The organism is Streptomyces odontotermitis, assembly GCF_050510915.1.
Classification (GTDB): Bacteria; Actinomycetota; Actinomycetes; order Streptomycetales; family Streptomycetaceae; genus Streptomyces.
This window is the reverse complement of sequence record NZ_JBNJLS010000011.1, coordinates 22,129-48,503: the sequence shown is the minus strand read 5'-3', so window position 1 is coordinate 48,503 and position 26,375 is coordinate 22,129. Positions and strand designations below refer to the sequence as shown.

General features: G+C 71.5%; 23 protein-coding genes, 1 tRNA gene, 1 pseudogene and 1 riboswitch. Of the genes and pseudogenes, 15 read left to right on the top strand and 10 right to left on the bottom strand.

Annotated features, from left to right (window positions below):
- Positions 1-99: 99 nt before the first annotated feature.
- The 5 genes and pseudogenes from ACQB60_RS27525 to cpt all read left to right on the top strand — a co-directional run.
- Positions 100-306 (top strand): annotated as a pseudogene (locus tag ACQB60_RS27525) (RNA-guided endonuclease TnpB family protein); the annotation flags it as partial.
- 106 nt (positions 307-412) lie between these two features.
- Complete coding sequence (locus ACQB60_RS27520; RefSeq protein ID WP_496928778.1) at positions 413-1,192, top strand: HAD-IIA family hydrolase; 780 nt, start codon at positions 413-415, stop codon at positions 1,190-1,192.
- 243 nt (positions 1,193-1,435) lie between these two features.
- A complete protein-coding gene (locus tag ACQB60_RS27515; protein ID WP_496928777.1) occupies positions 1,436-1,915 on the top strand; it encodes a hypothetical protein in 480 nt (159 codons plus the stop codon).
- Between the two features lie 66 nt (positions 1,916-1,981).
- The gene (locus ACQB60_RS27510) at positions 1,982-2,605 is read left to right on the top strand and encodes a class F sortase (RefSeq protein WP_496928947.1); all 624 of its coding nucleotides are present in this window, start codon (positions 1,982-1,984) and stop codon (positions 2,603-2,605) included.
- A 43-nt stretch (positions 2,606-2,648) separates the two neighbouring features.
- Positions 2,649-3,203, top strand: a complete 555-nt coding sequence (cpt, locus tag ACQB60_RS27505) for a chloramphenicol phosphotransferase CPT (RefSeq protein WP_496928776.1) — start codon at positions 2,649-2,651, stop codon at positions 3,201-3,203.
- Positions 3,204-3,252: 49 nt separating this feature from the next.
- Here the strand turns inward: cpt and ACQB60_RS27500 are convergent, their stop codons facing one another.
- From ACQB60_RS27500 to ACQB60_RS27490, 3 genes are all read right to left on the bottom strand, one after another.
- Positions 3,253-4,053 (bottom strand): CbtA family protein, encoded by an 801-nt coding sequence (locus tag ACQB60_RS27500; RefSeq protein ID WP_496928775.1) that lies wholly within the window; start codon positions 4,051-4,053, stop codon positions 3,253-3,255.
- 21 nt (positions 4,054-4,074) lie between these two features.
- Positions 4,075-4,293 (bottom strand): CbtB domain-containing protein, encoded by a 219-nt coding sequence (locus ACQB60_RS27495; protein ID WP_384843047.1) that lies wholly within the window; start codon positions 4,291-4,293, stop codon positions 4,075-4,077.
- Positions 4,294-4,327: 34 nt separating this feature from the next.
- A riboswitch (cobalamin riboswitch) is annotated at positions 4,328-4,455 on the bottom strand.
- A gap of 358 nt (positions 4,456-4,813) precedes the next feature.
- Positions 4,814-5,584: an ANTAR domain-containing protein gene (locus tag ACQB60_RS27490; protein WP_496928774.1), complete on the bottom strand. Its 771-nt coding sequence runs from the start codon at positions 5,582-5,584 to the stop codon at positions 4,814-4,816.
- A 174-nt stretch (positions 5,585-5,758) separates the two neighbouring features.
- On the opposite strand from ACQB60_RS27490, the gene ACQB60_RS27485 reads away from it, so the two are divergent.
- A complete protein-coding gene (locus ACQB60_RS27485) occupies positions 5,759-6,796 on the top strand; it encodes a glycoside hydrolase family 6 protein (RefSeq protein ID WP_496928773.1) in 1,038 nt (345 codons plus the stop codon).
- A 92-nt stretch (positions 6,797-6,888) separates the two neighbouring features.
- On the opposite strand, the gene glxA is transcribed toward ACQB60_RS27485, so the two are convergent.
- The 4 genes from glxA to ACQB60_RS27465 all read right to left on the bottom strand — a co-directional run bounded on the left by glxA (position 6,889) and on the right by ACQB60_RS27465 (position 12,010).
- Positions 6,889-8,826 carry a radical copper oxidase GlxA gene (gene glxA / locus ACQB60_RS27480; protein ID WP_496928772.1) on the bottom strand — a complete coding sequence of 646 codons (1,938 nt, stop codon included), beginning with the start codon at positions 8,824-8,826 and terminating at the stop codon, positions 6,889-6,891.
- Positions 8,823-10,826: a glycosyltransferase family 2 protein gene (locus tag ACQB60_RS27475; RefSeq protein WP_496928771.1), complete on the bottom strand. Its 2,004-nt coding sequence runs from the start codon at positions 10,824-10,826 to the stop codon at positions 8,823-8,825. The genes glxA and ACQB60_RS27475 overlap by 4 nt, the downstream gene beginning before the upstream one ends.
- Positions 10,827-11,133: 307 nt before the next feature.
- The gene (locus ACQB60_RS27470) at positions 11,134-11,847 is read right to left on the bottom strand and encodes a FadR/GntR family transcriptional regulator (protein ID WP_496928770.1); all 714 of its coding nucleotides are present in this window, start codon (positions 11,845-11,847) and stop codon (positions 11,134-11,136) included.
- An 89-nt stretch (positions 11,848-11,936) separates the two neighbouring features.
- Positions 11,937-12,010, bottom strand: a tRNA-Lys gene (locus tag ACQB60_RS27465).
- 200 nt (positions 12,011-12,210) lie between these two features.
- Here ACQB60_RS27465 and ACQB60_RS27460 point away from each other — a divergent pair.
- From ACQB60_RS27460 to ACQB60_RS27420, 9 genes are all read left to right on the top strand, one after another.
- A complete protein-coding gene (locus tag ACQB60_RS27460) occupies positions 12,211-13,605 on the top strand; it encodes a peptidoglycan-binding protein (protein ID WP_496928769.1) in 1,395 nt (464 codons plus the stop codon).
- A gap of 41 nt (positions 13,606-13,646) precedes the next feature.
- A complete protein-coding gene (locus tag ACQB60_RS27455) occupies positions 13,647-14,840 on the top strand; it encodes an SPFH domain-containing protein (RefSeq protein WP_496928768.1) in 1,194 nt (397 codons plus the stop codon).
- Positions 14,827-15,639: a nucleoside/nucleotide kinase family protein gene (locus ACQB60_RS27450; protein ID WP_496928767.1), complete on the top strand. Its 813-nt coding sequence runs from the start codon at positions 14,827-14,829 to the stop codon at positions 15,637-15,639. Before ACQB60_RS27455 ends, ACQB60_RS27450 begins: the two co-directional genes overlap by 14 nt.
- A gap of 106 nt (positions 15,640-15,745) precedes the next feature.
- Positions 15,746-16,342 carry a lytic polysaccharide monooxygenase auxiliary activity family 9 protein gene (locus tag ACQB60_RS27445; protein ID WP_496928766.1) on the top strand — a complete coding sequence of 199 codons (597 nt, stop codon included), beginning with the start codon at positions 15,746-15,748 and terminating at the stop codon, positions 16,340-16,342.
- 131 nt (positions 16,343-16,473) lie between these two features.
- The gene (locus tag ACQB60_RS27440) at positions 16,474-16,998 is read left to right on the top strand and encodes a DUF3592 domain-containing protein (RefSeq protein WP_496928765.1); all 525 of its coding nucleotides are present in this window, start codon (positions 16,474-16,476) and stop codon (positions 16,996-16,998) included.
- Positions 16,999-17,070: 72 nt separating this feature from the next.
- A complete protein-coding gene (locus tag ACQB60_RS27435) occupies positions 17,071-18,756 on the top strand; it encodes an AMP-binding protein (protein ID WP_496928764.1) in 1,686 nt (561 codons plus the stop codon).
- A gap of 51 nt (positions 18,757-18,807) precedes the next feature.
- Positions 18,808-20,088: a sensor histidine kinase gene (locus ACQB60_RS27430; protein ID WP_496928763.1), complete on the top strand. Its 1,281-nt coding sequence runs from the start codon at positions 18,808-18,810 to the stop codon at positions 20,086-20,088.
- Positions 20,076-20,726 (top strand): response regulator, encoded by a 651-nt coding sequence (locus tag ACQB60_RS27425; protein WP_496928762.1) that lies wholly within the window; start codon positions 20,076-20,078, stop codon positions 20,724-20,726. Before ACQB60_RS27430 ends, ACQB60_RS27425 begins: the two co-directional genes overlap by 13 nt.
- Before the next feature lie 66 nt (positions 20,727-20,792).
- Positions 20,793-21,110, top strand: a complete 318-nt coding sequence (locus tag ACQB60_RS27420; RefSeq protein WP_384849572.1) for a hypothetical protein — start codon at positions 20,793-20,795, stop codon at positions 21,108-21,110.
- 14 nt (positions 21,111-21,124) lie between these two features.
- Here ACQB60_RS27420 and ACQB60_RS27415 read toward each other — a convergent pair whose 3' ends face one another.
- From ACQB60_RS27415 to ACQB60_RS27405, 3 genes are read right to left on the bottom strand one after another with little or no spacing between them, the layout of a single operon-like run.
- Complete coding sequence (locus ACQB60_RS27415) at positions 21,125-21,541, bottom strand: nuclear transport factor 2 family protein (protein WP_496928761.1); 417 nt, start codon at positions 21,539-21,541, stop codon at positions 21,125-21,127.
- Positions 21,542-21,555: 14 nt separating this feature from the next.
- The gene (locus ACQB60_RS27410) at positions 21,556-22,491 is read right to left on the bottom strand and encodes an NAD-dependent epimerase/dehydratase family protein (protein WP_496928760.1); all 936 of its coding nucleotides are present in this window, start codon (positions 22,489-22,491) and stop codon (positions 21,556-21,558) included.
- Between the two features lie 18 nt (positions 22,492-22,509).
- Positions 22,510-25,353 carry an alpha/beta fold hydrolase gene (locus ACQB60_RS27405; protein WP_496928759.1) on the bottom strand — a complete coding sequence of 948 codons (2,844 nt, stop codon included), beginning with the start codon at positions 25,351-25,353 and terminating at the stop codon, positions 22,510-22,512.
- Positions 25,354-26,375: the final 1,022 nt, after the last annotated feature.

Sequence of the window (26,375 nt, the reverse complement as noted above, 5' to 3'; positions counted from 1 at the left end):
CTGGCCGCCGTCCCTGTCTCCTCCGGGCGCGGTGCGCCCAGTGCTGCGCTCGAAGCGGACCCCGGAGTGCGAACGCCCGTCCGTATGGGTCCTTCGCTGCCCGCGCCGGTCTGTGGGGACCGGGGCGTGCAGGAGACCGCGACCACCCCTTCCGACGCCCACGACCTCCCACACGCCGAGTACGGCAAGAAGGCAAGGGCCAAGGTCGCCCGGCAGCGCCAGGACACCGGCCGGCCGAAGTTCCTCGCCAAGACCACCCTGGCCAGGAAGGCCGCGGACGCCGCCATCGGCGCCACCAAGGCGGCGGGGGGATCGACGGGGTCAAGATCACGGCATCCTGACTAGGCTGGGGGCGTCGGCACAGCGCTGTCCCGGCGCCCCAGGCAACCCGTACACCGCAGGAGTGCACCCCATGGCAGAGCTCAAGCCCATCGAATCGTGGCTCACCGACATGGACGGCGTGCTCATCCACGAGGGGGTCCCGATCCCCGGCGCCGACGCCTTCCTGAAGAAGCTCCGCGAGTCCGGCAAGCCCTTCCTGGTCCTCACCAACAACTCCATCTACACCGCCCGCGACCTCCAGGCCCGGCTGACCCGCATGGGCCTGGAGGTGCCGGTCGAGAACATCTGGACGTCGGCGCTGGCCACGGCACAGTTCCTCGACGCGCAGCGGCCGGGCGGGACGGCGTACGTCATCGGGGAGGCGGGCCTCACGACGGCGCTGCACGACATCGGGTACGTCCTGACCGACCACGCCCCCGACTACGTGGTCCTCGGCGAGACCCGCACGTACTCCTTCGAGGCCATGACCAAGGCGGTCCGCCTCATCAACGGCGGCGCCCGCTTCATCTGCACCAACCCGGACGAGACGGGACCCTCCACGGAGGGGCCGCTGCCCGCGACGGGGGCGGTGGCCGCGCTGATCACCAAGGCGACCGGCAAGCAGCCGTACTTCGCGGGGAAGCCGAATCCGCTGATGATGCGGACGGGGCTCAACGCGATCGGGGCGCACTCGGAGACGAGCGCGATGATCGGGGACCGCATGGACACGGATGTCCTTGCCGGACTGGAGGCGGGGATGCGGACGTTCCTGGTGCTCACCGGGCTGACCGACCGGCCGGACATCGAGAAGTACCCGTTCACTCCGTCGCAGGTCGTTGATTCCATCGCTGACCTGGTGGATCTGGTCTGACTGCGGCCCACGGCTCGGGACTGTCCGCTGACTGCCGGCTGACCGCCGGTGGGGGTTTCTCGCGCAGTTCCCCGCGCCCCTAACGGGTCGCCCGGGATGCGAGGGCTGTTACTCCACGTGAACCTCGGTAACAGGAGGTTCACCATGCGTATATCTTCGTTTGCTCTGGGTGGCGTGGGGGCGGCCGTCGCTCTTGCCGTCGCTCTGCCCGTCGGGCCCGCTCAGGCCCATGACCATGGGTCCGTGCAGGCCACCGTCACGCCGTCCAGCGCCGGCCCGGGGGCCCAGGTCGAGGTGCGGGCCGACGGGTGTGACGGGACCACGGGGTCGGCCAGTTCGGGGGCGTTCGAGTACGACGCCCGGCTGACCGGGCGGGACGGGGACAAGTACTCGCTCAACGGCACGACGAAGATCAAGTACGGGGTCTCGGGGAGCTACTCCGTCACCATCACCTGCGACGGCCACCCCCACCAGGGCGCGGGCACCGTGCAGGTCATCCGCAACAACCCGGCCCCGGTCTCGCCGGTCCGGGCCGGCGGTGGCGGCACCGCCCGCCTCGCGGAGTCGCACCTCGCCGAGTCGCACCTCGCGGGACCGGCCGCCTCGGCCGAGGCGAGCGAGGCGGGGCCCGGCACCCGGCACGCGGTCATCGGCCTGGTGCTCGCCGGTGTCGCGGCGGTGGCCGTCGCGTTCCGCAGCGTCCGCCGGCGCCGCTCCGAGTGAGAGCGGAGTTGAGAGCGGGGTGAGCGCGCGGTGACCAGCGACAGGCCGGGCTCCGGGCGGCTGCTCATGGGTGCCGCCTGGGCCGTGCTCATCGGGGGACTCTGCCTGTGGGGGAGCGACGCCGTCGACCTCCGGGGCGGCCTCTCCGAACCCGCCGCGGGCGACGTGGCGGCGGTCGGGCGGCCCTTCGGCGTCGAACTCCCGCCCGCGCACGAGGCGTTGGACCCCGCCCGTCCGCAGCGCGTCGACATCCCCGCGCTCGACGTGCGCGCCGCGGTGACGGCGCGCGGGCTCGACGCGGAGGGCGCGATCGACCCGCCGCCGTTCGCGCAGGCGGACTCGGTCGGCTGGTACGGCGGCGGCACCCGGCCCGGCGCGGCGGGCGCCGCCCTGCTCGTGGGCCACGTCGACACCGAGACGCGGCCCGCCGTCTTCTACCACCTCAGCGCGCTCAAACCCGGCGAGCGGATCGGGGTGGCCCGGGACGACGGCACGGTCGCCGAGTTCACCGTCGACGACGTACGGGTGCACCGGCGCGACGGCTTCGACGCGAAGGCGGCGTACGGCCCGCACGAGGACGGCCGCGCGGAGCTGCGCCTGATCACCTGCGGCGGGACCTTCGACCACGCGCAGCGCCGGTACACGGCGAACGTGGTGGTGTCCGCGTACCTGACGGGCGTCCGCCGCTGAAATGGAGTGGGTGGCGCGGGTGACCGTGCCTACAGTGGCGTCCGTGACGGGACAAGTGATCGTGCTCAACGGCGGTTCCAGCGCGGGGAAGTCGGGCATCGCGCGCTGTCTGCAGGCCGTGCTCGCGGAGCCCTGGCTGACCTTCGGCTGCGACACCTTCGTGGACGCCCTGCCCGCGTCGATGAAGGCGTCGGACGCGGGCCTCGACATCGCGGCGGACGGCGCGGTGAGCGTGGGGGCGGAGTTCCGCGCGCTTGAGGCCGCGTGGATCGAGGGGATCGCCGCGATGGCACGGGCCGGGGCGCGGGTGATCGTCGACGAGGTCTTCCTCGGGGGCGCCGCCTCGCAGGCCCGCTGGGATAAGGCGCTCGTGGACGTGCCCGTGCTGTGGGTGGGCGTGCGCTGCGCCCCCGAGGTGGCGGCCGCGCGCGAGCTGGCGCGGGGCGACCGGGCCGCCGGAATGGCCGCGGGGCAGGCCGAGTCGGTGCACCAGGGCGTGCGCTACGACATGGAGGTCGACACCGCGGGCCGGGAGTCGCTGGAGTGCGCGCAGGCCATCGCGGAGCGTCTCGCGGGGCGCCTCACGGAGCGTGGGTGACGGTGACGGCGGCCCCGGTCCCGCCGCGGGGCCGCCCTCGACCGGGACGTCAGGCCGTGGGCTCCACGGAGACCGTGTTCGGGGACGTGCGGGCGTAACCGCCCTCCGCCGAGGCCGACTTGGCGGCCGCGCGCAGGCCGAGTCCGCCGAAGACCGCCGCGAACACCGCCCACAGCAGCACGTGCGAGGCGAGCGACAGCATCCGGAAGTCCCACAGCAGCGTCGCGTCCACCGGAACGGGGTCCGGGTTGTCGGGCAGCGCGAAGAGCAGCGCGAGCACGGCGACCGTCGTGAGGGCCACGGCGATCTGGCGCACCGGAAGGGACTTGGCGGCCAGGCGCACGTACACCTGCCAGGCCAGGAACATGCCGAGCACGCCGATCGCGACCGATGCCAGCCACATCGCCTGCCGGTCGCCGACCGTGCCGGAGTCGCCGACGCCCGGCGGGTTAGCCGGGTAGCGCAGGCCCGGCAGGAGCGAGACCGCGACGAACGCGGCCGTCGCGAAGGTCAGGGCGCGCGGCCAGGGGGACGTCTGCGGAGCGCGCCGGTGCACCAGGGCGTACGCCACCGCGAACAGCACGCCGATCGCGAGACCGGCGACGACAGCGGCGACGACCAGGCCGAGGTGCTGGGTCGAGCGGGTGAAGAGCTCCTCGTGGTGCTGCATGGACTGGCCGGCGCCGTGCGCGTGCTCCTCGGCGGCCGTGCGCTTCTCCTCGGCGCGGATCGCGCGGTCCATCAGGGGCTCGGCGAGGAGGAGGGAGAAGAGACCGGCCGCGAGGCCCGCCGCCCCTCCCGCCGCCAACCCGCGCCCGAGCAGGGGGAGTACAGGTGTCGGGGAGGACATGGTGCTGAGATCGCCCGCCCGTCAGTGGCAGGGGGCACCGAAGAGGTGCCTGCCGTCGTGCGCGAACTCGTGCAGGTAGCTGCCGGTCGCCGAGATCAGCGAGCCGTTGTCGATGAACACCGCGTACAGCGCGATCAGCGCGAGGATCGCCGCGCCGGAGGCGATGAGCCAGTCGCGCGTCTGGGTCGCGGCGGCCTGGGCCGCCGTGGTGTCGGTGGTCGGTGCAGTGTGCAGAGACATACCGGGTGGGCCTCCTTCTGGGGTTTCCACGCCCCATGGCAGGAGGACGACGGCTCAGTTCCTGACTTCCGCGCACGTCTGGGGAGCACGCACGGGGTCACAGTGGCGGGACCGCCCCGGAATCGCACCGGGTTCCTGTCAACCGTCGCCTCGATGTATGGACTTGTCGTCCCGGAGAGTCCCAGTCCGGCATGGACACTGTCAACCACGTCCGCGCCTCTGCGCCCCCTGCGACCTGCGCAAGCCCGCTTGCGACGGTGGACCGTCGCCCGGTCGACGGACCGCTCCCCCCGGAACCGTCGACCGGGCTGGTCCTCCACCGCGCGCGCACGAGTCGCGGGAGTAACCCGGCGCCGGCGCGGGAGCTGTGGTGCCGACCCGCTTGCGGGGTGGGCAGGTTCAGCCTGATCCGGCCGGGGGCTTGGGCCGTCAGAACCGACTCTAGAGCGAATATGCCTCCCGGCCTAGGGGGCGTTTGACGCCAAGTCGTGGCCGGATCGCCCTGCGTGATCGCCACAGTTCAGAGGGGTTCGGTTTCATCAGGTCCGGACCTGCCGGGGCGCAGCGCCGCGTCGTTGAGCTTTCCCTCGATCAGCTCGCCCGCGACGCGGTCGATGGCCAGGCGTTCCCTGCGTGCGTAGCCGCGCAGGGCCGCGAAGGCGGGCTCCATTCCGGTGCGCCAGCGCTCGGCGAGTATGCCTTTGGCCTGTTCGACGCGAATGCGACTGGTCAGCGCCGTCTCCAACTGCCTGCTGAGCGTGCGGTAGCCGGCGTACGCCTCGTGGTTGTGCAGCCCGAGGGCGGCCGCGCTCGCCAGGATCTCGGCGCACCGCACCTCACCGTTGGGAGTGGCCTGCCTGGCGAGGAAGACATTGAGCACGCCGAACACGGACTCGCCGCGGCGCATCGGCACCGCGTACGTCATCGTGACGCCGTGCTCCAGGGCCTGTGCGGTGAACTCGGGCCAGCGGATCGCCGTCACCCTCTCGGTGAGCCGCACGGGCGCCACCGTCGTGCCGGTGCTGTAGCTCTCCACGCACGGCCCGTCGCTCCTCTGGGACCTCAACAGGGCTATCGCGACCTCTTGTTGGTGGCTGCTGGGGGCGAGCGCGATGGTGCGGCTCTCGCCCGTGCGGTGGGTGAACATCACTCCGGCGGTGTGCGCGCCGAACAGCTCCACACAGTGGTCGGCCATGCCCCGCAGATAGTGCTCGGCCCGGAAGTCGTCCCGCAGTGTGTCCGCGCTCTCCACCACGACTTCCGCCAGCCGGAGTTCCGTGCTGCGGTCCACATCAGCCTCCCCTCCCTGGCTGCCCCGCTGCCTTCGCCTACCCCGCGGGGGCGCGCGTTAACGGCCGCTGTAACAGCTCGCCCACAGCTCTCCGCCCGGGGCAGGTGGGCCCTCGTGAGGGGGGAAGCCGTATGTCAGGATTGGGAAACGGACAGTGCACCCAAGGGGGAGTGGATGTACCGCAAAGGCACAGGTCGCGGGAGTGGACACACGAGGGGGGTGAAGGCGGGGGTGGCGCTCGTGGGAGCCGCGGCGCTGCTGCTGTCCGGGTGTTCCTCGGACGACGGCAAGGACAACGACTCGTCCAGCGGCCCCGTGAAACAGCAGCCGAAGGGCAGCGACCCGTACTGGGTCAATCCCGACGGGAACGCGGCGAAGCAGGTCACCGCGTACGAAAAGGACGGCAAGGGCGACGACGCCGAGCTGATCCGGAAGATCGCCGAGCAGCCGGTCGGCGAGTGGATCGGCCCGGAGAACCCGGAGCAGGAGGCGCGCGGCTACACCGAGGCCGCCGAGAAGGCAGACCGGGACGCGCTCCTGGTTCTCTACAACATCCCGCACCGCGACTGCGGCCAGTTCTCCAAGGGCGGCGCGGCGGACGGCAATGCGTACCGGGCGTGGATCGACGGCGTCGCCAAGGGCATCGGCGACCGGCCCGCCACGGTCATCCTGGAGCCGGACGCGGTCCTGCACATGGTCGACAAGTGCACCCCGGACAACCTCCACGAGGAGCGCTACGACCTCCTCAAGGGCGCCATCGGCAAGCTCAAGTCCCTGAAGAACACGAAGGTGTACCTGGACGCGGGCAACGCGGGCTGGGGCAAGGGGCCCGACTCGATCTGGGAGCCCCTGAAGTGGTCGGGCGTCGAGCAGGCAGACGGCTTCTCGGTGAACGTCTCCAACTTCCAGACCACGCAGGCCAGCATCGCCTTCGGCAAGCAGCTGTCCGGCAAGGTCGGCGGCAAGCACTTCGTCATCGACACCAGCCGCAACGGCAACGGCCCGTACGACGCCAAGGCCAAGGACCCCTGGTGCAACCCGCCGGGCCGTGCGCTCGGTGAGGCGCCCACGACCAAGACGGCCGACCCGCTCGTCGACGCCTACCTCTGGGTCAAGCGGCCCGGTGAGTCGGACGGGACGTGCAAGGGCGGCCCGAAGGCGGGGGAGTGGTGGCCGGAGTACGCGCTCGGGCTCGCCAAGTCCGCGAAGTAGCTTCCTTGAAGTAGCTTCCTTCCGTACGCCGATGGGGCGCCCTCCTGAGTGGAGGGCGCCCCATCGGCGTATGCGGGTGAACTCCCGTGGAATCAGGGGACCTTGACCCACTGGGCCTTGCTCGGTGTGCCCTGGTCGTCCGTCACGAACAGCATGTACCAGCCCGACTCGACCAGGCTGCGGTTCTTCGGGACCGTCACCGTGACCTTGTCGCCCGACTTCTTCATGTCCAGGGCGATCGACGTCTGGTCGATGTCCGTGACGTGCGTCGAGGCGCTGGGCCGGATCAGCCGGGCCGTCTTGAGGGACGTGGCGTGCTTCGAGGTGAACGTCCCGGAACCGCCGCGCTCGATCGTCTTCGGGCCGCCGCCGAGCGAGGGCCGCGCGCCGTGGTACAGGTACGGCGGCGTGTAGATCTCGATGCGCTGCTCGAACTCGCCCGGCTTGGTGTTGGCCTTGTCGGCGTAGAGCGAGTCCGAGCCGAAGAACATCACGCGGCCGTCGGGCAGCAGGATCGAGCCCGAGTGGTAGTTGCGGCCCACCTCCGGGTCGGCGACCCGGTTCAGCTCGTTGGTCCTCGGGTTGTAGATGCGCGCCTGGTGGATGTTGGAGTCGCTGCGGCCGCGGTAGTCCTCGGAGCCACCGGAGATCAGGACCGTGTCGTCGGGCAGCGTGGAGATCTGCGGGTAGCGCGTGCCCTTCTCCAGCTCGGGCCCGTCCGTGAACTTCGGGTTGGGGTCCTTCAGGTCCACGATCCGGTTCTTCTTGCTGGACTCCTTGGACTCGCCGACGCCGCCGCCGCCGACCACCATGTACTTCTGGTCCTGCGCGGGCGGCAGTTCGACGGTGCCGGAGGTCTCCAGGAGGTCCGGGTCGCTCATGCCGGGGATCTTCTGGAACTTATTGGTCTTCAGGTCCCAGATGCCGGGCTTGCGGCCCACGTTGTCCGGGCCGTAGCCCGCGTTCGAGCCCGAGTAGAAGAGCTTCCCGCTGGCCATCTGGAAGATCGCCGGGTACGTCGGGAACTGGCGGATGCCCTTCGTGTACGTCCACTTCTTCGTCTTCGGGTCGTACACCTCGTTCTTGCCCGGCACCAGCTGGCCGATCTCGTCGAGGCCGGAGAGGCTGAGGACCTTGCCGTCGGTGAGCGTGGTCAGCGTGGGGTACCAGCGCGCCTCGTTCATCGGGTCGACCTTGATGTACTTCTCCGCCACCGGGTCGAACTCGAAGGAGTCCTTGATGCCCTGGAAGTCCTTCTTGTCGAGGGCGAGCTTCTGCGCGATGCCGTAGACGTTACGGGTGTCGGAGCCCTTGAGGCCCTGCACGCGGTAGTTGTCCTGCGTGCCCGTCTCGTGCTTGGCGCCGCTCTGCTGCGCCTCCACGTAGACCCGGCCGAGGCCCGCCTCGTTGCGGATGAACTTGCCGGTGTTCGGGTCGAAGACCCGCTTGGCGCGCTCGATCTGGACGGGGTCCTTGGAGACGAACGTCTTGCCGTTCTCCTTGCCGGTGAACTTGGTGCCCGCGGGCAGCGTCATCGGCTTTCCGGGGTCCTCGTTGTGGACGATCATCAGGCCGCCGGCCTTGGTGACGTCGCCCTTCAGCTTCTCGTAGCGCTGGGTGCCGCCCGCGATCAGCAGGTTGCCGTTGCCGAGCTGGGTGTGGCCGGTGCAGAAGAGGTCCTTCGGGGTGTCGATCTTCTTGATCGTGCCCTTCACCGGGTCCCAGAGGCGGGTGTCGAACTTCTTCTTGTCGAAGTTCTTCTGGTTGTTGCCGGACCCGGCGACCAGGAGGACCTTGCCGGTGTGCAGGAGCGCCGCGTGGATGGTGTTCTGGCGGTACTCCTCAGGGAAGTCGACGACGTCCCAGTGGCCGTTGTCAGCCTTGTACTCCGGCTTGTTGATCTTGTAGTTGTGGTACTTCTCGGAGCCCACGCGCCAGAGCCAGGGGCCGTTCATTCCGGCCAGCGCTAGGACCACCGCCGCGCCTATCGCGATGCGACGGGCGCGGCGGCGGCTGGAGGGGTCTTTCATTGCTTAGGGCTCCCGAGAGGAATCTGCATGGTCTGGTCAGGGGCTGCCCAACTGGGCTTCTGCTGTGGTGTGTGGGGCGCCTGCGGCGGCTGCGCCTGCGGCAGGCGCGTCGTGGCGGCCTCGCGCTGGTACGGCACCGAGAGCGGCGGCTCGTACTGTCCGGACTGCCCGGTCTGACCGGGGTCCGAACTGCCGCTCTCCGGCGGCTTCTTGGCCTTCTTCTTGTCCTGCCGCATGCCCCAGCGCCAGGCGAAGATCGGCGCGGCCGTGATCAGCAGGGCGAAGGTGGCCCACGTGATCATGGCCGGGTGGGAGTGCCCGTACACGAAGGACGCGGCCATGGAGGCGCCGAAGACCAGGATGAAGAACAGGTGGATGCGGAAGGTCCCGAACAGGGTGTCCGGGCTCGCCGAGTCGCCCTTGGGCGTCACCACGAACTTGCTCTTGCGGCGCAGCGCCGCGTCCATCAGGGAGCGCGCGTAGATCGGCGCCGACAGGGCCGACATCACCATGCCCGCGACACCGCCGGAGCCCTCGGGCTCGTGCGGCGAGACGTTGTGGCGGCGGTTCCAGATGTAGAGGCCGATCTGGAGCGCCGAGGCGTTGCCGTACAGCATCAGCCAGATGGTCGGGTCGATGTCCACGCCCGAGGCGCCCATGCCCAGGAACAGGGCGCAACTCAGCGCCGCCAGGATCCAGTTCATGGCGGACATCGGGTAGAAGATGACCATCATCGTGTAGTTGAAGAGACGGCCCGGGGGCAGCGAGAACGGTGCCTTCCAGAACTGCTTGAGGATCGTCTCGTACGTCCCGCGCGACCAGCGGAGCTGCTGGGTGAAGAAGTCCGTCCAGGCGTTGGGGCCCTCGCCGACCGCGAGGACGTCCGGCGTGTAGATGGACTTCCACTTCTTGCCGGTGACCGGGTTGGTGGCGCGGTGGATCTCGAAGCCCGTCGCCATGTCCTCGGTGATCGAGTCGTACAGGCCGCCGATCTGCTTGAGGGCCTTGATGCGGACGGCGTTCGAGGTGCCGACGAACATGGGCGCGCCGTAGCGGTTGCCCGCGCGCTGGATCAGCGCGTGGAAGAGGAACTGCTGGGACTCGGCGGCCTTGGTGATGAAGTTGTCGTAGTTGCCGTAGACCTGGGGGCCGATCACGAAGCCCACGTTCGGGTCGCGGAAGAAGCCGAGCATCCGCTCCAGGTAGTTGGGCATCGGGACGTGGTCGGTGTCCACGGACGCGAAGTAGTCGTAGTCGTCGCCGTGCGCGTCCAGCCAGGCGTTGTAGTTGCCGTGCTTGGTCTTGGCGCGGTGCGGGCCCTTGGCCTGGTTCCACTTCGCGACGCCCTTGCGGGAGAAGTGGTGCACGCCGAGCCGTCGGCAGACCTCCTTGACCGCGGGGTCGTCGCCCTCGTCCAGGAGCCAGACGTGCATGAGCCCGCGGTGGCGGATCCTGACCGCGGCCTCAAGGGTCTTCGTCACCATCTCCAGCGGCTCCTTGCCGGGCACGAAGGAGGTGAGGAAGGCGACTCTGGTGCCGGTCTCGGGCACCACCGGTATCGGGTCGCGGGCCACCAGGGTGGCGTGCGCGTTCGACAGCACGTTCATGCAGCGGAAGAACTCGATCAGGCCGATCGAGACGAGCATGACGACGTCGAGGACCGGCAGCCAGTCGTTGGCCACGTAGTCCCGCTCGGTCCAGTGCTCGGGCTGGAGCAGCCAGGCGAGCAGGATGAGGGAGAGCAGCGGCGCCGCCCCGAGCATCAGTGCGGCCCGGATGCGGTGCGGCTCCTGCGAGAGCAGGGAGCGGTACTGCACCGTGTACGGCTTCGCCGGATCGGGCTGGGTGAGGGGACCCGCGAGCCTGCTGTAGTGCTCGTAGTCGTACCTCGGCAGTGACTTCTTGATTCTTCTGAAGCCACCCGTCCGATGCGGCGGTACCCGCAGCTGGGTCGTCTCTGACGGGTCGCTTTCCCGGGCACCCGTCGGCGTCGACGTCATGAGTCATCCCCCCGCGCGCGGTCCCCCGCGCGGTCGTTGGTCCTTCCGCCCGCGATGATCCCCCAGATCACCGTGAACGCGTCAGTGGCAGGCCACCGTCCCCTTAGACAGGAAAAGACGACCTTCCGGTTGCATGATGCCCCCCTCGACATCCGTTCATGAACGGCACCCCCCGTGCCCTCCCCGAGACTGCCTCCGCGCAACCGGCTGTGGCCCCCAACTTCCCTGCACCGCAAGCCTCATGAGAGCCATAGAGAGGACAGGGTTCTACGCCGCACAGCATGATCGCAAGAGCGAAACAAGCTCGTTACGTGCCATAAGGGCTGTTTGTGTTGCCTGTTGGGGCAGGTGCGCTCAACCGTGTGCGAATATTGACGAAATGAGCACGAAGGGAACGTTCCGCTCTGAGGACGTCCCCGGAGCGCACCGCGTCCAGGATCTCGCGGTGCTGGCGGCAGGTGACCTTGGGATCCTGCGGCACGTCCACCAGATCGGTGCGCACCCGGTGGAAGGCGTCCCAGAACGCCTCCAGGACCTCGCCGAGCAGGACGTTGTCGAGGCCCCGGTAGAGCGCGGCGTGAAAGGCCCGGTCGGTCTCCGTGTGCACGGCGCCGCTCGGCGAGGCCGCCTCGGCGTCCATCCGGTCGACCAGGGCGTCGAGTTCGGCCAGGTCCGCCTCCGGGACGCGGCCCGCGAGCCGTGCGACGAGCCCCGTCTCGACGGCCTCGCGCAGCTCCAGGAGCTGGAGCAGGCTGTCCTCGCCGCGGTAGTGCCCGGCGACGGTGCGGAAGGTGAGCCCCTCGATCATCGGCGCCACCGACATCGGGCCGACATACGTGCCGAAACCGTGCCGGATCTCCACGATGCCCATCGCCTGGAGGGCCTTGAGCGCCTCCCGTACCGAGTTCCGGCTGACGCCGAGGAGCTCCATCAACTCCGGCTCGGTGGGCAGGGAGGCCCCCGAGGGAAGTCGCTGGTCGATGATGAGCTTCTTGATCCGCTCCTGTATGTCGCGCGCCATGGCGCAACGGTAGCGGGAGAGGTACGGATACCGACCCCGCCCAGACATGACGAAGGCCCCCCGCGTGAACGGAGGGCCTTCGCTGTCTGTGCGCCGCCAGGGACTCGAACCCCGGACCCGCTGATTAAGAGTCAGCTGCTCTAACCAACTGAGCTAGCGGCGCCTGCTGACCTGGAGAACTCTACCGGACGTCCAGGGGTGCTCCTGACCACCGGGAGGGCGGGCGGGCCTCCCGGCGGCCGGGGGCGGGGCGGGGCCCGCTCCATCATTCGGACCGTCAACATGCGATATCCGAAACCAGTTGAGAAACTGACGGACGTGCAGATGCGCGGACATTCTTTCCTGGGGTGTGAGGGGAATCGCATGGAGGTCGCTCCGGTATTCGAGGAATTCGAGCCCGGGAGCGACTGCGACTGCCTCGGCTGTATTCAATGGCGCCGTCTCGGAGCGCATGCGCTGCCGGTACGGCTCGGGGGGCACCCGGCGGCGCACGGGGCCCGGCGCGCGCTGGTGCTCGCGGCGGCGGCCGGGTCGGTGCTCGGCCCGGGGCAGGCGGTGGCGGCGCCGGACGCGCCTCCTGCGCCGCACGCACCGGACGCACCGCACGCGTCGCACGTGGAGCGGGCCGCCGGGCGCCCCGGAGCGCCCCCGCTCGCGCCCGCCGTCGACGACCCCGGCACCCCGCAGGCCGGGTCGGGGGCCCCGCTGCACGGCAGTCCGGGCGCCCCGGCGGCCGCCCGCACCACCACCCGGTCCGAGATCATCAAGCGGGCCAAGAAGTGGGTGGCCGCGCAGGTCCCGTACAGCATGGAGAAGTACTGGGCGGACGGATACCGGCAGGACTGCTCGGGCTTCGTCTCGATGGCGTGGAATCTCGGCGGGAACGAATGGACGGGCAGCCTCGACAAGTTCGCGGTCCGTATTTCCCGGGAAGAGCTGCAGCCCGGCGACATTCTGCTCTTCCATAATCCGGCGAACCCCGAGAAGGGCTCGCACGTGACGCTTTTCGGCGGCTGGACGGACTACACGCGCACGTATTACATCGCATACGAACAGGCCCGCCCGCACGCCCGCAAGCAGGCCACCCCCTACGCCTACTGGAACAACGGCGACCGCTATCTGGCCTACCGCTACAAGGGCGTGAGGGGCGGCGGCACGAGCGGTCCGGCGCAGGGGGCCGCGACGCCCTACCCCGGGGCGAGGTCGTTCGGGCCGGGGGCGGACAACAGGTACGTGACGCTGCTCGGCAAGAAGCTGATCGCCCGGGGAGCGGGGCGCTACTACCGCTCGGGCCCCGGGCCGCGCTGGTCGGAGGCGGACCGGGCGGCGACCCGGGCGTTCCAGCGGGCGCAGGGCTGGACGGGGGCGAGCGCGGACGGGATTCCGGGTCCGGCGACCTGGTCGCACCTGCTGCGGGGGACCGGTCGTGACGTGCCGGGCGGCAAGGGCGGCAAGGGCGGTACGGGCGTTGCGGGGGGTACCGGCGGCAAGGGCGCGGGGGGCGGGGGTGCGCACGGGGCGAGTGCCTATCCGGGCGCGGGCCACTTCCGGCCGGGGCAGTCCAACGCGTGGGTGGAGCGGCTCGGCAGGCAGCTGGTGAAGAAGGGGTTCGGCAAGTACTACGCGCAGGGGCCGGGGCCCCGGTGGAGCGAGAGCGACCGACGGTGCGTCGAGGCGTTCCAGCGGGCGCAGGGCTGGCGGGGCGCGGCGGCCGACGGGTACCCGGGGCCCGAGACCTGGCGGCGGCTCTTCTCATGACCGAGAGACGGATGACCGAGGCACGGACGACGGAGGCAGGGATGGGCACGGCAGCGCAGGCGCAGTCGCAGTCACCGGAGCAGCCGGGGCGGCGGGTCATTCAGAGCGAGGCGACGATGGAGATCCCGCTGCATCTGCTGTTCCGGGACGAGCCGGAGGCGGACGCGGCCAGGGCGGTGCCGGTGGCGCCCGCCGTGGTGCGGCGCCGACCGGTCACGGGAACGGGAACGGGAACGGGGACGGGGACGGGAGAAGGAAGGGGAGCGGGCGAGCGGTTGCGGCCACCGGTGGCTGCCGCGCGGGCGGTGTCCGCGCGGGCCGTTCCCGAGCCCGACCCCGACTGCGCCGAGCGGCCCGCGCGGGTGCTGCCGGGCGCCGCCGGGGTGCTCGCCGGGGCCGCGGGTCTCGCCGGGTGTGTGCTCGGCACCTGGTGGGCGGGGGTGCTGCCCGAGGCGGCGGCGCAGCTCGTGGGGCTGCCGGGGCCCGAGGGACTCGTGGGCGAGGGGATCGGTGCCGCGCAGTGGGCCTCGCTCGCCGGGTCGGGAGCCCTGTCGCTGTTCGGCTTCGGGGGGCTCGCGCGGGGGCGGGTCGGCCGGGCGTGGGTGCTCACCCTCTTCGGCCGCTACCGGGGGACCGTGCGCAGGACCGGGCTGCTCTGGGTCAACCCGCTGCTGCTGCGCCGCCGCGTCGACGTACGCCTTCGGCACTGGCGCAGCGAGCCGATGGCCGCGGTGGACCGGAGCGGGGTGGCGCTGCGGGTCGTCGTGCTCGTGGTGTGGCGGGTCCGGGACACCGGGCGGGCGCTGCTCGCCGTCGAGGACCACCAGGAGTATCTGCGGGAGTGCGTGGAGGCGGCCACCGCCCGGGTGCTGTCCCGGCTGCCCGCCGACGCCTTCCACGACGACGCCCCCACCCTGCGCGACGCGGAGGCCGTCGGCGAGGCGCTGACCAGGGCGCTCGCGACGGAGGCGGCCGCGGTCGGCGTCGAGGTGTTCTCGGCCCAGCCGACCCGCATCGAGTACGCGCCCGAAGTCGCCGCCGTGATGCAGCGCCGCCGTGTCGAGGCCCTCGACGCCCGGCACCGCGACAGCGTGCTGACGGCGGTGGTGGACTCCGTCGAGGACACGGTGACGCGGCTGACCACGCGCGGCCTGGTGGAGCTCGACGACTATGAGCGCAAGGCGTTGGTCAAGGATCTGACGGTGGCGTTCTATACGGGGCATGGAGAACGCTGACGCTGCCCGGGTACGGGGACTGGAGAACACCGGCCCGCCCACCGGCCCCGCCACTGACCCGGCCACCGGCCCGGCCACCGATCCGGCGCTGACGCCAACGCCAACGCCAGCGCCGACGCCGACGCCAGCGCCGACGCCGAACGGGCCTGCCCGCCCCGGCCTCGACCGGCTCGCCGCCGACGCCTGGAAGCTCACGGCCGGCGACGCGCCCCGCGTGGTCCTCGGCATCGCCGGGCCGCCCGGCGCCGGGAAGTCCACCCTCGCGCGGGCCCTCGTGGAGCGGATCGGGGCGGGCGCCGCGTACCTTCCGCTCGACGGATTCCACCTCTCCAACGCCCAGTTGGCGCGCCTCGGCCTGACCGCGCGCAAGGGTTCGGAGCCGAGCTTCGACGTCCATGGGTACGGGGCGCTGCTGCGGCGCGTGCTCGCCGACACCGGCCGGGACATCTATGTGCCCGACTACGACCGCACCCTGCACGAGCCGGTCGCGGCCCGGCACCTGGTCGCGCCCGGCGCCCGGCTCGTCGTCACGGAGGGGAACTACCTGGCCTGCGACCTGCCCGGCTGGCGCGAGGCGCGCGCCCTCATGGGGGAGTGCTGGTACGTCGAGGCGCCCGGCGATGTGCGGCAACAGCGGCTGGTGGAGCGGCAGTTGGCGGGCGGGCGGACGCCGGAGGGGGCCCGGGAGTGGGTCGCGGGCAATGACGACCCCAACGGAGAACTCGTGGAGACCTCGCGGAGTCGCTGCGATCGGATCCTCTCCACGATTGGTATGGACATGTTCAACTACCGGCAATAATCTGGGCCTTGGTCTAGACCGGAGGAACCCCCCTCTCCGCATGACCGACCCCGCGGCGCGCGCAACGGCTCACTAGAACTCCCCCACGTTCTCCAGGAGCGACAGCATGCGAAAGAAGATCTACGCCTCCCTGCTCGGACTCACCACGGTCGGAGCCTTCGTGCTCTCCAGTGGAGGCGCGAGCAGCCACGGCTACACCGACCTGCCCATCAGCCGGCAGAAGCTCTGCGCCAACGGCACCGTCAGCGGCTGCGGTTCCATCCAGTGGGAGCCACAGAGCGTCGAGGGGCCCAAGGGCTTCCCGGCCTCCGGCCCCGCCGACGGGCAGATATGTTCCGGCAACCACGGTGAGTTCGGCGCGCTCGACGCCGCCAAGGCGCCGGACGGCAAGGCGTGGCCGACCACCAAGGTCAGCGCGGGTGCGACCCAGACGTTCCGCTGGCAGTTCACCGCACGGCACTCCACGACCGACTTCCGCTACTACATCACCAAGGACGGCTGGGACGAGAGCAAGCCGCTCACCCGGGCCTCCCTGGAGACCCAGCCCTTCCTGACCGTCCCCTTCAGCGGCCAGCCCCCGGCGACGCTCTCGCACGACGGCACCCTGCCCTCGGGCAAGTCCGGCCACCACGTGATCCTCGCGGTGTGGACGGTCGCCGACACGGCCAACGCCTTCTACGCCTGCTCGGACGTGCAGTTCTGACAGTTCTGGGCGGGGCCGATGCCCCACTTCTGAGCACCCCTTGAGCTACATCCCCACCCCCCACGGGTAGGTTCTGCGCACACCGTGAGCGACCTTCGCGGTGTGCGCAGTGCCGACCTCGGGGGATTGTCATGGAGTTCTTGTTCTACGCGGTGCCGACCTTCATCGCGGCCGTGGCGGTCTTCGGGGCCGTAAAGCTGCTCCAGCGGCAGGGTCAGATCCGCAGCGCCTGGAACAGCGGGCTCACCGCCGAGGGGCGCTGTCTGCGGACGTACACGACGACTCGGAGTCACGGCGACGGCAACGGCCACCACAGCGTCTCGACCACGCTGCACCACGTGTACGAGTTCGCCACCTACGACGGCCGCCCCGTCCGCTTCGAGGAGGAGAACGGCCCCGCGACCACCGTCGAGGGCGACTTCGTCACCGTCTACTACACGGCCGAGCGCCCGGATCAGGCGACCGCCCACCCGCCGCGGCCCGTCGCGATGACGGCGAACACCATCGTGCTGCTCTGCTTCTTCGGGCTGATCCTGGTCTTCTGCATCTACTTCATGTCGACGGCGCACGACATGTTCAGCGACGACTTCGGCTGGGACGGCGGCGGCGTCGACACTCCCGTCGGCGACGACTACGGCTTCGAGGACACTCCGTAACCCCTCGCGGCAACCGCCCGGCAGGCGGCGCGGTCTCCACATCTGACGTGACGTCAGATATCGTGCGCGGCCATGAGGAGCAACGGGAGCACCACGCGCACCGTCGCGGAACTCGTCCGGGAGCGGTGGGGCGACCACCGCCCCGGCCTGCGCTTCGAGGACCGGACGCTGACCCACCACGAAGTGGCCGCAGGGGCGGCGGCGCGGGCCGCGCTCCTCGCCGATCTGCTGCCGGGCCGGGGCGAGCCCCATATCGGTGTCCTGCTCGACAACACCCCCGAATATCCGCTCTGGCTGAGCGCCGCCGCCCTCGCGGGCGCGGCCGTCGCGGGCATCAACCCGACGCGGCGCGGCGCCGAGCTGGCCCGCGACATCCTGCACACCGACTGCCGGATCGTCGTCACCGAACGCGCCCATCTGCCGCTGCTCGACGGGCTCGAACTCCCCGGCGTCCGCGTCCTCGTGACCGACACCGCCGCGTACGAGGAGCTGCTCGCCCCCTACCGCTCGGCCGCGCCCCGGATCGCGCGCGCGGTCACGCCCGGGAGCCGCATGCTCCTCTACTTCACGTCCGGCTCGACGGGCGCGCCCAAGGCCGCCATCTGCAGCCAGGGGCGCCTGGCCGCCGCCGGGCAGTCGCTCGTCGACCACTTCGGGATCAAGCCCGACGACACCCACTACATCTGCATGCCGATGTTCCACGGCAACGCCGTCATCGCCGACTGGGCGCCCGCGCTCGCCGCCGGGGCCGGGGTCGCGCTGCGCCGCCGCTTCTCGGCGGGCTCCTTCCTCGATGACATACGGGAGTTCGAGGCCACGTACTTCACCTACGTCGGCCGGGCCGTGCAGTACATCCTGGCGACGCCGCCGCGCCCCGACGACCGGGACAACCAGCTGCGGACGGGCTTCGGGACCGAGGCGGGCGCGGTGGACGCGGCGCGCTTCGAGGAGCGGTTCGGGGTGCGGCTCGTCGAGGGCTACGGCTCCTCGGAGGGCGGCGCCGCCGTCCAGCGCACCCCCGACACGCCCGCCGCGGCGATCGGGCGGGGCGTGCCCGGCGGTGACCTGGCCGTGGTCGACCCGGACACCCGGGAGGAGTGCCCGGCCGCCGAGTTCGCCGCCGACGGCCGGCTGCTCAACGGGGACGCGGCGATCGGGGAGTTGGTGAACCGCGGCCACAACCCCTTCGAGGGGTACTGGCGCAACGCCGCCGCCGACGCGGAGCGGCTGCGCGACGGCTGGTACTGGACCGGTGACCTCTTCTACCGGGACGCGGACGGCTTCCTGTACTTCGCGGGCCGCACCGACGACCGGCTGCGGGTCGACAGCGAGAACCTGGCGGCGGCGATGATCGAGAACATCCTCGCGCGGTACGGGGGCGCGGCGGCGGTCGCGGTGTACGCGGTGCCCGATCCGGTGGCCGGGGACCAGGTCATGGCGGCGATCGCCCCGCCCCCGGGCGCGGCGGACGGTGCGGATTCCTTCGATCCGCTCGACTTCGCCGAATTCCTGCTCGGCCAGGCCGACTTGGGCACGAAGATGGCGCCCCGCTTCGTGCGCGTGGTGGACCGGATGCCCGTGACCGCCACGAACAAGGTGCGCCGGGCCGAGCTGCGCAAGGCGGGTTTCCGCTGCCCCGACCCGGTGTGGTGGCGGCCGCCGGGGGAGGGGGCCTACCGGAGGCTGGCGGAGGGGGACGTGGAGCGGCTCGTGGAGGAGTACCGGGAGCGGGGGCGGGAGGAGCTGCTGGGGCGGTAGCGAAGGAAGCGGAGGGGGCTCTTTCGGGGCTGGGCCGCCTACCGTGTGGGGGTGATCGAGAACGCGCTCCGGGGGCCCGGCGGGTGGCGGAGGTACCTGCGGGGGAGGCGGCCCTGGAGGTCGGCCCTCTATCTCGTCAGCGGTGCCCTCCTCGGCGCCGGGCTGTTCGTCGTCCTTGTGGTCCTTCTCGTCCTCGGGGGCGTCCTGAGCCTCGTGCTCGTCGGGCTGCCCCTGCTCGCGGCCCTCGCCCTCGCCGGGATCCCCGTCGCGGCCGTCGAGCGGCGGCGGGTGCGGATCCTCGTCCCGTACGAGGAGTACGAGGGCGGCAGTCCGCACCGGACGCCTGACGAGCCGGGGCTCGTCGCCTGGTTCCGGTTGCGGGCCGGGGAGGCGGCGACCTGGCGCGAGCTCGCGTACGCCGTGCTGCTCGCCCTCGTGCTGTGGCCGCTCGACCTCGGGGTGCTCGCGTGCGCGGTGGGGCTGCCGGTGCTCCTGCTGGGCGCGCCGCTGCAGCTCGCCCTCTCCGGCGGGGGCGGGGTGCGGCCCGCCAAGCTGTGGCTCGTCGAGGGGTATCCGGGAGCGGTGGGCAGCGCGCTCCTGGGGCTCGTGCTGCTCCTCGCCCTGCTCTGTCCGCTGGGCGCCTACGCCACCGGGCGGGCCGCCCTGGTCCGGATGCTGCTCGCCCCGCGCGAATGCGAACTCGCCGCGCGGCTCGCCGAGGTCACCCGGTCCCGGGCCCGCCTCGTCGCCGCCTTCGAGGCCGAGCGGCGGCGCGTCGAGCGGGATCTGCACGACGGCGCCCAGCAGCGGCTCGTCGCGCTCAGCATGCGGCTCGGCCTGGCCCGCCTCGACGCCGAGCCCGGCAGCGGCCTCGCCGCCGCGCTCACCGCCGCCCACGGTGAGGCCGAGGCCGTCCTCGGTGAGCTGCGCGAGCTGATCCGGGGCATCCACCCGCAGGTCCTCGCCGACTACGGGCTCGCCGCCGCGCTGGAGGACGCGGCCGACCGGTGCGCCGTGCCCGTGCTGACCGATCTCGACCTGCCGCGGCTGCCCGAACCCGTCGAGTCCGCCGGGTACTTCGCGGTCCGGGAGGCCCTCACCAACGTCGACCGGCACAGCGGTGCGCTGCGGGCCGGGGTGCGGGCGCGGCACGGGGACGGTGTGCTGCGCATCGAGGTGACGGACGACGGGCGGGGCGGTGCCGAGGCGGGCGGTGGCAGCGGGCTCACCGGGCTCGTCGACCGGCTCGCCGTGCTCGATGGCACACTGACGGTCGCCAGCCCGCCGGGCGGGCCGACCGTCCTGACCGTGGAGATCCCGTGCACCCCCTGAGAGTCGTGCTCGCCGAGGACAGCGTGCTGCTGCGCGAGGGGCTCGTCGGGCTCCTCGGCCGCTTCGGGCACGAGGTGGCCGCCGCCGTCGGGGACGCCGACGCGCTGCGCGCCGCGGTCGCCGAGCACGCGCCGGACGTCGTCGTCACCGACGTACGCATGCCGCCCGGCTTCCAGGACGAGGGGCTGCGGGCCGCGCTCGCCCTGCGTGCCGAGCGGCCGGGGCTGCCCGTGCTCGTCCTCAGCCAGTACGTCCAACGGGCCTACGCCGCCGAGCTGTTGGACACCGGGGACGGCTCGGGGGTCGGCTATCTGCTCAAGGACAGGGTCGGGCAGGTCGAGCAGTTCGCGGAGGCGCTCGCCCGGGTCGCGGCGGGCGGGACCGTGGTGGACCCGGAGGTCGTACGGCAGTTGCTGCGCCGGCGGCGGGATCCCCTCGAAGCGCTCACGCCGCGCGAGCGCGAGGTGCTCGGGCTCGTCGCCGAGGGGAAGTCGAACGCGGCGATCGCCCGTGAGCTCGTCGTCACGGAGGCCGCCGTCGGCAAGCACATCGGGAACATCCTCGGGAAGCTGGACCTGCCGCTGTCGGACGGCACGCATCGCCGGGTGCTGGCCGTGCTGGCCTACTTGAGGGCCTGAGTCTCCCGCTGCCGGTTGGGGGGTCGGCATGGTGACGGGCGCGTGAGACGCATACGATCCCTCGACATGAGCGCGTCAGAGCAGACCGAGACACCCGGCGAGACCGAGCCCGCGGAGGGAGCGCGCCGTGGGCTCACGCCACGGCAGGCGCGGCGGCTGCGGGTGGCCGCCGCCTCCGTGCTGATGGCGGCGGCGGCCGTCGTGCTCGGACTGCGCCTCGCGAGCCGGTCGTCCGTGCTCGTCGTCGGGGTGTACGGGCTGCTGCTCATCCTGTGCGGCGTGGTGATCGAGCTGAGCCGTCGCGGGCGCACGCGGCTGGGCTCGTATCTGCTGGGGGTGGGCCTGGTGGCGGCGCTGCTGATGGACTGGGTCGTGCTGTCGTAGGCCCGGTGACGCCGTCAGCTCTCGATGACCCGGTGGAACAGCGCCGTGTCGAAGACGTCCTCCATGCGGATCGCCACGCCGTCGCGCAGCGTCCAGGAGTGGATGAACGGCAGCGTCTCGGTGGTGCCGCGGACCGAGGTCACGTCGCGGCTGCCGAAGACCACCACGCGGTCGCCGGAGACCACGAACTCCTGCGGATCCAGGCGCATTCCGGCGAGCACCGTCGGCACGTGCGCGAGGAACTCCCGTACCCCCGCGTGTCCGTGCTTGGTCCCGCCGAGGCCGTACGCGGCCATGCCGTCCGGGTGTACCCACTCGACCTGCGGGTCGAGCGTCGCGAGGAGCGCGGGCACGTCGCGGGCGCGGAACGCCGCGTAGGCGCGCTCGATGAGGGCGCGGTTGGTGCCGGGTCTGGAGTCGGTCGTCGTCATGGTGGGGCCCTTCGTCAGGTGCGGTCGGCGGAGGTGAGGTGCTCGGGGTGCAGGGCGCGCAGGGTGCGGTGGATGCCGTCCCGCCAGCCCACCCGGCAGGGCCCGGTCAGGGCGCGGCGCCGCGCGGGGTCGAACTGGTAGGTCTCGCGGGTGACGTCGCTCGGCACGAGCTTCGCCTCGACGCCGGTGAGCGCCTCCATGTGGCGGACGCAGTCGGTGATGCCGACGGACTCGTCGCCACCCCAGTTGACGAGCGTCGCCGGCGTCGCGGCGGCCCGCCACAGGTGCGGCACCTGCGCCACCAGGTCGGCGGTGTACAGCAGCGAGCACCAGTTCTGGCCCTCGCGCGGTACGGGGATGGGCTCGCCCGCGAGCATCCGCTGGAAGTAGAGCATCGGCACCCCGCCGTAACTCCCCGGTCCGTACGCGATGTTGAGGCGGGCGATCGTCGTGGGCAGGCCGAGGACCTGGGCGAAGGCACGCACGGCACCCTCGGTGGCGAGCTTGCCCATCGGGTAGGCGGGCAGCCAGTCGGCGGAGCCGTCGACCGGGTCGTCCTCGGTGTAGCGGTGGTCCAGGGAGCGGCGGGCGTAGAGGGCGCCCGTGGAGACGTACAGGAACGACTCGGCGGTGCGGCAGTGGGTCATGAGGCGGCCGGTGGCGACCGAGTTGATCTCCGCCGTCGCGTTGAAGTCGCCGTCCTCGCCCCGGCGCACGGCGGCGTGCAGGACGTGGGTGAAGTCCTCGGGGAGGCCCTTGAGCGCCTCGCCCGAGGGGTCCGCCATGTCCCAGCGCCAGGTGGTGATGCCCTTGCCGGTCAGCTCCCGCTCGACGCCCGGGGCGGTGAACCGGCCCAGGCACCAGACGTCGTTGTGCTCGGCCAGGGCCTCGGCGACCGGCCGGGCGACCTGTCCGGTGCCGCCGGTGATCAGAATGCGCTTTCCCCGCATGGTGTTCTCTCGTCCCCTTCAGCGCTGCCGGTCGGTGGGTTCGTGGTGGGTGCGGGCCGCCGTCGCGTCGGCCTCGGCCAGCGAGCGGTCCAGCTCGCGCCGGAGGACCGCCTGGAACGTGGCGACGTGGCGCGGGCCCATCAGCGTGTAGTGCTCGCCCGGCACATCGACGTAGCGGTTCGGCCCGCGGGTGTACTCGTCCCAGCGGCTGAGCTCGTGGGTGACCCAGTCCTCCTTGGTGCCGCGCAGCGGGACCGCACAGAACACGGTCATCGACGCCACCGTGCCGCTCGGCTCGTAGCTCCGTCCCAGATCGGTGAGGGAGTCGGCGAGCCCGGCCCAGGCGGCGAACGCGTCGGCGTCGAGGTCGAGTTCGGCCAGGCGGTGCTCGGGTGCCAGGGCGATGAAGCGGGCGGCCTGCTCCTCGCGGCTCAAGTGCCGTAGCCGGTCGGGGAGTTCGGTCGACTGCTTCTTGTCGATCAGGTCGAGGAAGAAGGCGAGGTTCGCGGCGGTCTCGGTGAAGTCCAGCTCGTTCATCCGGTCCTTGATGTGCGGCGGCAGGTTGAAGCTGCCGACGAAGTCGACCCGTTCGCCCTGGCTTTCGAGGACCTTGGCGATCTCGAAGGCGACCGCGCCGCCGTACGAGTAGCCCGCGACCGCGTACGGGCCGTGCGGCTGCCGCTCCCGGATGGCCTCGACGTAGTGGTCCACCATCTCCTCGAAGGTGGCGAAGGGCTTCTCGCCGTCGTTGAAGCCACGGGCCCGCAACGCGTGGAAGGGGCGGTCGCCCACGAAGTACTGGGCGAGGTTGACGAAGACGAGGACCTCGCCGATGCCCGGGTGCACACAGAACAGCGGTGTCTTGGCGCCGCCGGTCTGCATCGGCACCAGCGGGTCGTACGCCGCGGCGCCCGGGGTGGCCCGCGCGTCGATGCGGGCGGCCAGGGCACGCACGGTCGGTGCGGTCAGCAGGGTGACGAGCTCCAGGTCCGTGGCGCCGAGCCGCTCGGCGACCCGGCCGCGCAGCCGCAGGACGTCCAGTGAAGTCCCGCCCAGGTCAAAGAAGTTGGCGGTGCTGCTGACGGTGGCCGGGTCGGCGTCGAACAGTTCGGCGTAGATCTCCGTGAGCACCTGCTCGGTCGGCCCCTCGGGGGCGGTGTGGCCGCCGAGCATGCGCACGGTGAGCTCGGCGACGGCGTCGCGTGCGGCGTCGTAGCCGCCCGATTCCAGACGGCGGCGCATCAGGGCGCGCTGTGTCTTGCCGAGGCTGGTCTTGGGGAAGGCGTCCGGGGGCAGCGGCAGCACGAGGGCGGGCCGGAAGCCCCAGTGCATCACCACGGTGGCGCGGACGGCCTGGAGCACGCGGTGCAGCGCGGCCTCGTCGCCCGGGGGCACCTCCGGGTGGAAGGCGATCACCAGCTGTTCGGTGTCGCTGCCCGCCGGGCGGGTGGGGAAGGCGGCCACGAGGGAGGGGGCGACGCCGTCGAGGCGTTCGAGGGCCGACTCGACGTCATGGCTGAAGTAGTTGACGCCATTGACGATGACGCTGTCCTTGCTGCGGCCGACGAGGGTGAGGCAGCCCTCGTCGATGCGGCCGAGGTCGCCGCTGCGGAACCAGCCGTCGTCGGTGAAGGCGGCCGCGGTGGCCTCCGGGTCGTTGTGGTAGCCGGCGGTGATCATGGGCCCGGTGAGCTGGAGTTCGCCGACCTCGCCCGCGGGCAGCTCCCGGTCCTCGGCGTCCGCCACCCGGATCCGCAGGCCCGTGACGGGGGTGCCCAGGTTGGCGAACTCCTGGCCGCGGTCGGCGTCGGGGAACGCCTTGCGGGAGTAGACGCTGCCCGCGCAGGTCTCGGTCATCCCGAACGCGGGCCACAGTGCGTCCCGGGCGAGCCCGTACGGCGCGAAGCGGTCGAGGAACGTCTCGCCGGTGGCGACCACGACGGCCTCGCCGCCGCTGATGATGTGCCGGAGGCCGTCGAGGCGCAGGAGCTCGCCGGTCGCGGTGAGCCGGTCCGCCGCCGCGTTGACCAGCCCGAGCAGGAAGTTGGGCGTGAAGGTCATCGTCACGCCGTGCCGGGCGATCAGGCGCAGGAACTCCAGGGGCTCGCCGAGGATCACCGGCGCCTCGACGTGGAGCTGGCGGCTGCCGGTGGCCAGTGGCAGCAGATGGCACTCCAGGAGAGCGGCCACGTGGTCGAAGGAGACCCAGTTCAGGGTGGTGTCGGCGGCGGTGAGCCGGTGGTGGCCGTTCTTGCCCGCCATGGAGGCGAGGAGGTTCGCGTGGCTGAGCATGACGGCCTTGGAGCGCCCGGTGGAGCCCGAGGTCAGCACCAGGACGGCGGTGTCGCCGGGCGCGGCCTCGTGCACCGTCGTGGCCTCGGGGCTGTCCGGGCGGTCGAGCTCGTCCAGCGGTGCCACCAACAGGCCCTCCATGGCGGGGAGTTCTGCGGCGAGTCCCGCGTCGGTGACGAACAGGGGCCCGTCGAGCAGGTCCCGCACATGGGAGAGCTGCGCAGCCCAGCGCTCCTGGTCGCCGCGGAGCGGCACCATCGGGCAGGGCACGAAGCCGCCGAGGACGGCTGCCCAGAACGTCGGCAGGAACTCCTGTGGCCGTTCCAGGAGCAGCACGATCTTGTCCTGCGGGCGCAGCCCCTGGGCGCGCAGGCCCGTGAGGATCCGCCGTGCGTGGGCGAGCAGTTGGGGGTGGCTCTGGTCGTGGAAGGGGGCGTCGGAGGGGCCGGAGCAGTACCGGATGCCGGTGTCGGGGTGGTCGTCGGCCGCCCTCAGCAGGAGGTCGGCGATGGTCTGCCCGGGTGCGCCGGTGCGCGCGGACACGAGGGGGTGCTCGGACATTTTCGTCATGGCGTCTTTCTCATTGGCCTCGGGGCGCGCCGGGCCCAGTCCGCCGGGCGCGCCAAGGGTGTGAAGGACGTGCTCTGTGCGATGACGGGGGTGAAGAGTCCGTACGAGAGAGGAGCGGGGGCCTACGCGGGTGCGCGCACCGCGACGGAGCCCGTCAACCGGCCCTCCGGCGCGCCGAGTCGGGAGGCGGCGCCGGTGCCGGGCGGGGCGGGGACACCGAGCCCGGCCGAGTGGCCGACACTGATCCGCCACGGTGTCAGCGGGTGACGCGGCGCTGGCGTTCCGTGCCGGTCAGGGCCGCGGTCGGGGCATCGATTCCGGCCAGGTGACATCCCGTGGGCGGGCACCTGAAGCACGCCCGAAAGGGTCCCCTCGACCTCGGCGAGGCGGCTGATGAACTCCGCTTGCGTGTCGGTCGATTTCCTTTTCGCCGCCCGGCCGGACTCCTCCCCGTCGAGGATCCGGAGATCATTTTCGCCGTACCGCCCAGTCGGTACCGGCCGCAACCGGACCGCTGTGTCGGCCGAATCCAAAAGGAGCGCAGAACCTCGTTGTTTCGTCGCGGTGCGGCTTTTCGTCACGGCTGAACCGTAGGCTTGTCCCTGGCTCGAACGGAGGCTCGGCGGGCTCTGGTTGGCCGGAACCGGACAGGGCCGCTACGGATCGTGCCGGACCGGACGCGCCCCGTGGCGCAATCGGAAAGGGTGGGTCAGCTTCCGGGGGAAGGGTGCAGTTTGTTGTCAGGGGAGTTGGAGGCGGGCATTTCCCGGGCGCCAGTCTGGGCCGGTAATTGCGCGCGCCGTCTTGCCTGCCGCGGACTTTCGTTGACTGGTTCTGAGTCAGCGAACTAATGTCCTCTGGTGCGGCCTGCTGTCTCAATAGCACCGGTAGTTTGCTTCTCAAGTAAACAGATGTATTGGTCAGCCAAAGTGGTTCGGGACAGGAACCGGACAGCAGGATGTCAGCTGACCGTGGGGACGGGCGCACGGAACATTCGGATCCGGTCAGCGAGGGGGCGCAAG

Excerpts from the sequence above, each read along its gene's own strand:
- ACQB60_RS27520 (WP_496928778.1), top strand. The coding sequence starts at position 413 with ATGGCAGAGCTCAAGCCCATCGAATCGTGGCTCACCGACATGGACGGC.
- ACQB60_RS27510 (WP_496928947.1), top strand. The coding sequence starts at position 1,982 with ATGGGTGCCGCCTGGGCCGTGCTCATCGGGGGACTCTGCCTGTGGGGG.
- ACQB60_RS27500 (WP_496928775.1), bottom strand. The coding sequence starts at position 4,053 with ATGTCCTCCCCGACACCTGTACTCCCCCTGCTCGGGCGCGGGTTGGCG.
- ACQB60_RS27495 (WP_384843047.1), bottom strand. The coding sequence starts at position 4,293 with ATGTCTCTGCACACTGCACCGACCACCGACACCACGGCGGCCCAGGCC.
- ACQB60_RS27485 (WP_496928773.1), top strand. The coding sequence starts at position 5,759 with ATGTACCGCAAAGGCACAGGTCGCGGGAGTGGACACACGAGGGGGGTG.
- glxA (WP_496928772.1), bottom strand. The coding sequence starts at position 8,826 with ATGAAAGACCCCTCCAGCCGCCGCCGCGCCCGTCGCATCGCGATAGGC.
- ACQB60_RS27475 (WP_496928771.1), bottom strand. The coding sequence starts at position 10,826 with ATGACGTCGACGCCGACGGGTGCCCGGGAAAGCGACCCGTCAGAGACG.
- ACQB60_RS27470 (WP_496928770.1), bottom strand. The coding sequence starts at position 11,847 with ATGGCGCGCGACATACAGGAGCGGATCAAGAAGCTCATCATCGACCAG.
- ACQB60_RS27460 (WP_496928769.1), top strand. The coding sequence starts at position 12,211 with ATGGAGGTCGCTCCGGTATTCGAGGAATTCGAGCCCGGGAGCGACTGC.
- ACQB60_RS27455 (WP_496928768.1), top strand. The coding sequence starts at position 13,647 with ATGGGCACGGCAGCGCAGGCGCAGTCGCAGTCACCGGAGCAGCCGGGG.
- ACQB60_RS27450 (WP_496928767.1), top strand. The coding sequence starts at position 14,827 with ATGGAGAACGCTGACGCTGCCCGGGTACGGGGACTGGAGAACACCGGC.
- ACQB60_RS27445 (WP_496928766.1), top strand. The coding sequence starts at position 15,746 with ATGCGAAAGAAGATCTACGCCTCCCTGCTCGGACTCACCACGGTCGGA.
- ACQB60_RS27440 (WP_496928765.1), top strand. The coding sequence starts at position 16,474 with ATGGAGTTCTTGTTCTACGCGGTGCCGACCTTCATCGCGGCCGTGGCG.
- ACQB60_RS27435 (WP_496928764.1), top strand. The coding sequence starts at position 17,071 with ATGAGGAGCAACGGGAGCACCACGCGCACCGTCGCGGAACTCGTCCGG.
- ACQB60_RS27420 (WP_384849572.1), top strand. The coding sequence starts at position 20,793 with ATGAGCGCGTCAGAGCAGACCGAGACACCCGGCGAGACCGAGCCCGCG.
- ACQB60_RS27415 (WP_496928761.1), bottom strand. The coding sequence starts at position 21,541 with ATGACGACGACCGACTCCAGACCCGGCACCAACCGCGCCCTCATCGAG.
- ACQB60_RS27410 (WP_496928760.1), bottom strand. The coding sequence starts at position 22,491 with ATGCGGGGAAAGCGCATTCTGATCACCGGCGGCACCGGACAGGTCGCC.
- ACQB60_RS27405 (WP_496928759.1), bottom strand. The coding sequence starts at position 25,353 with ATGACGAAAATGTCCGAGCACCCCCTCGTGTCCGCGCGCACCGGCGCA.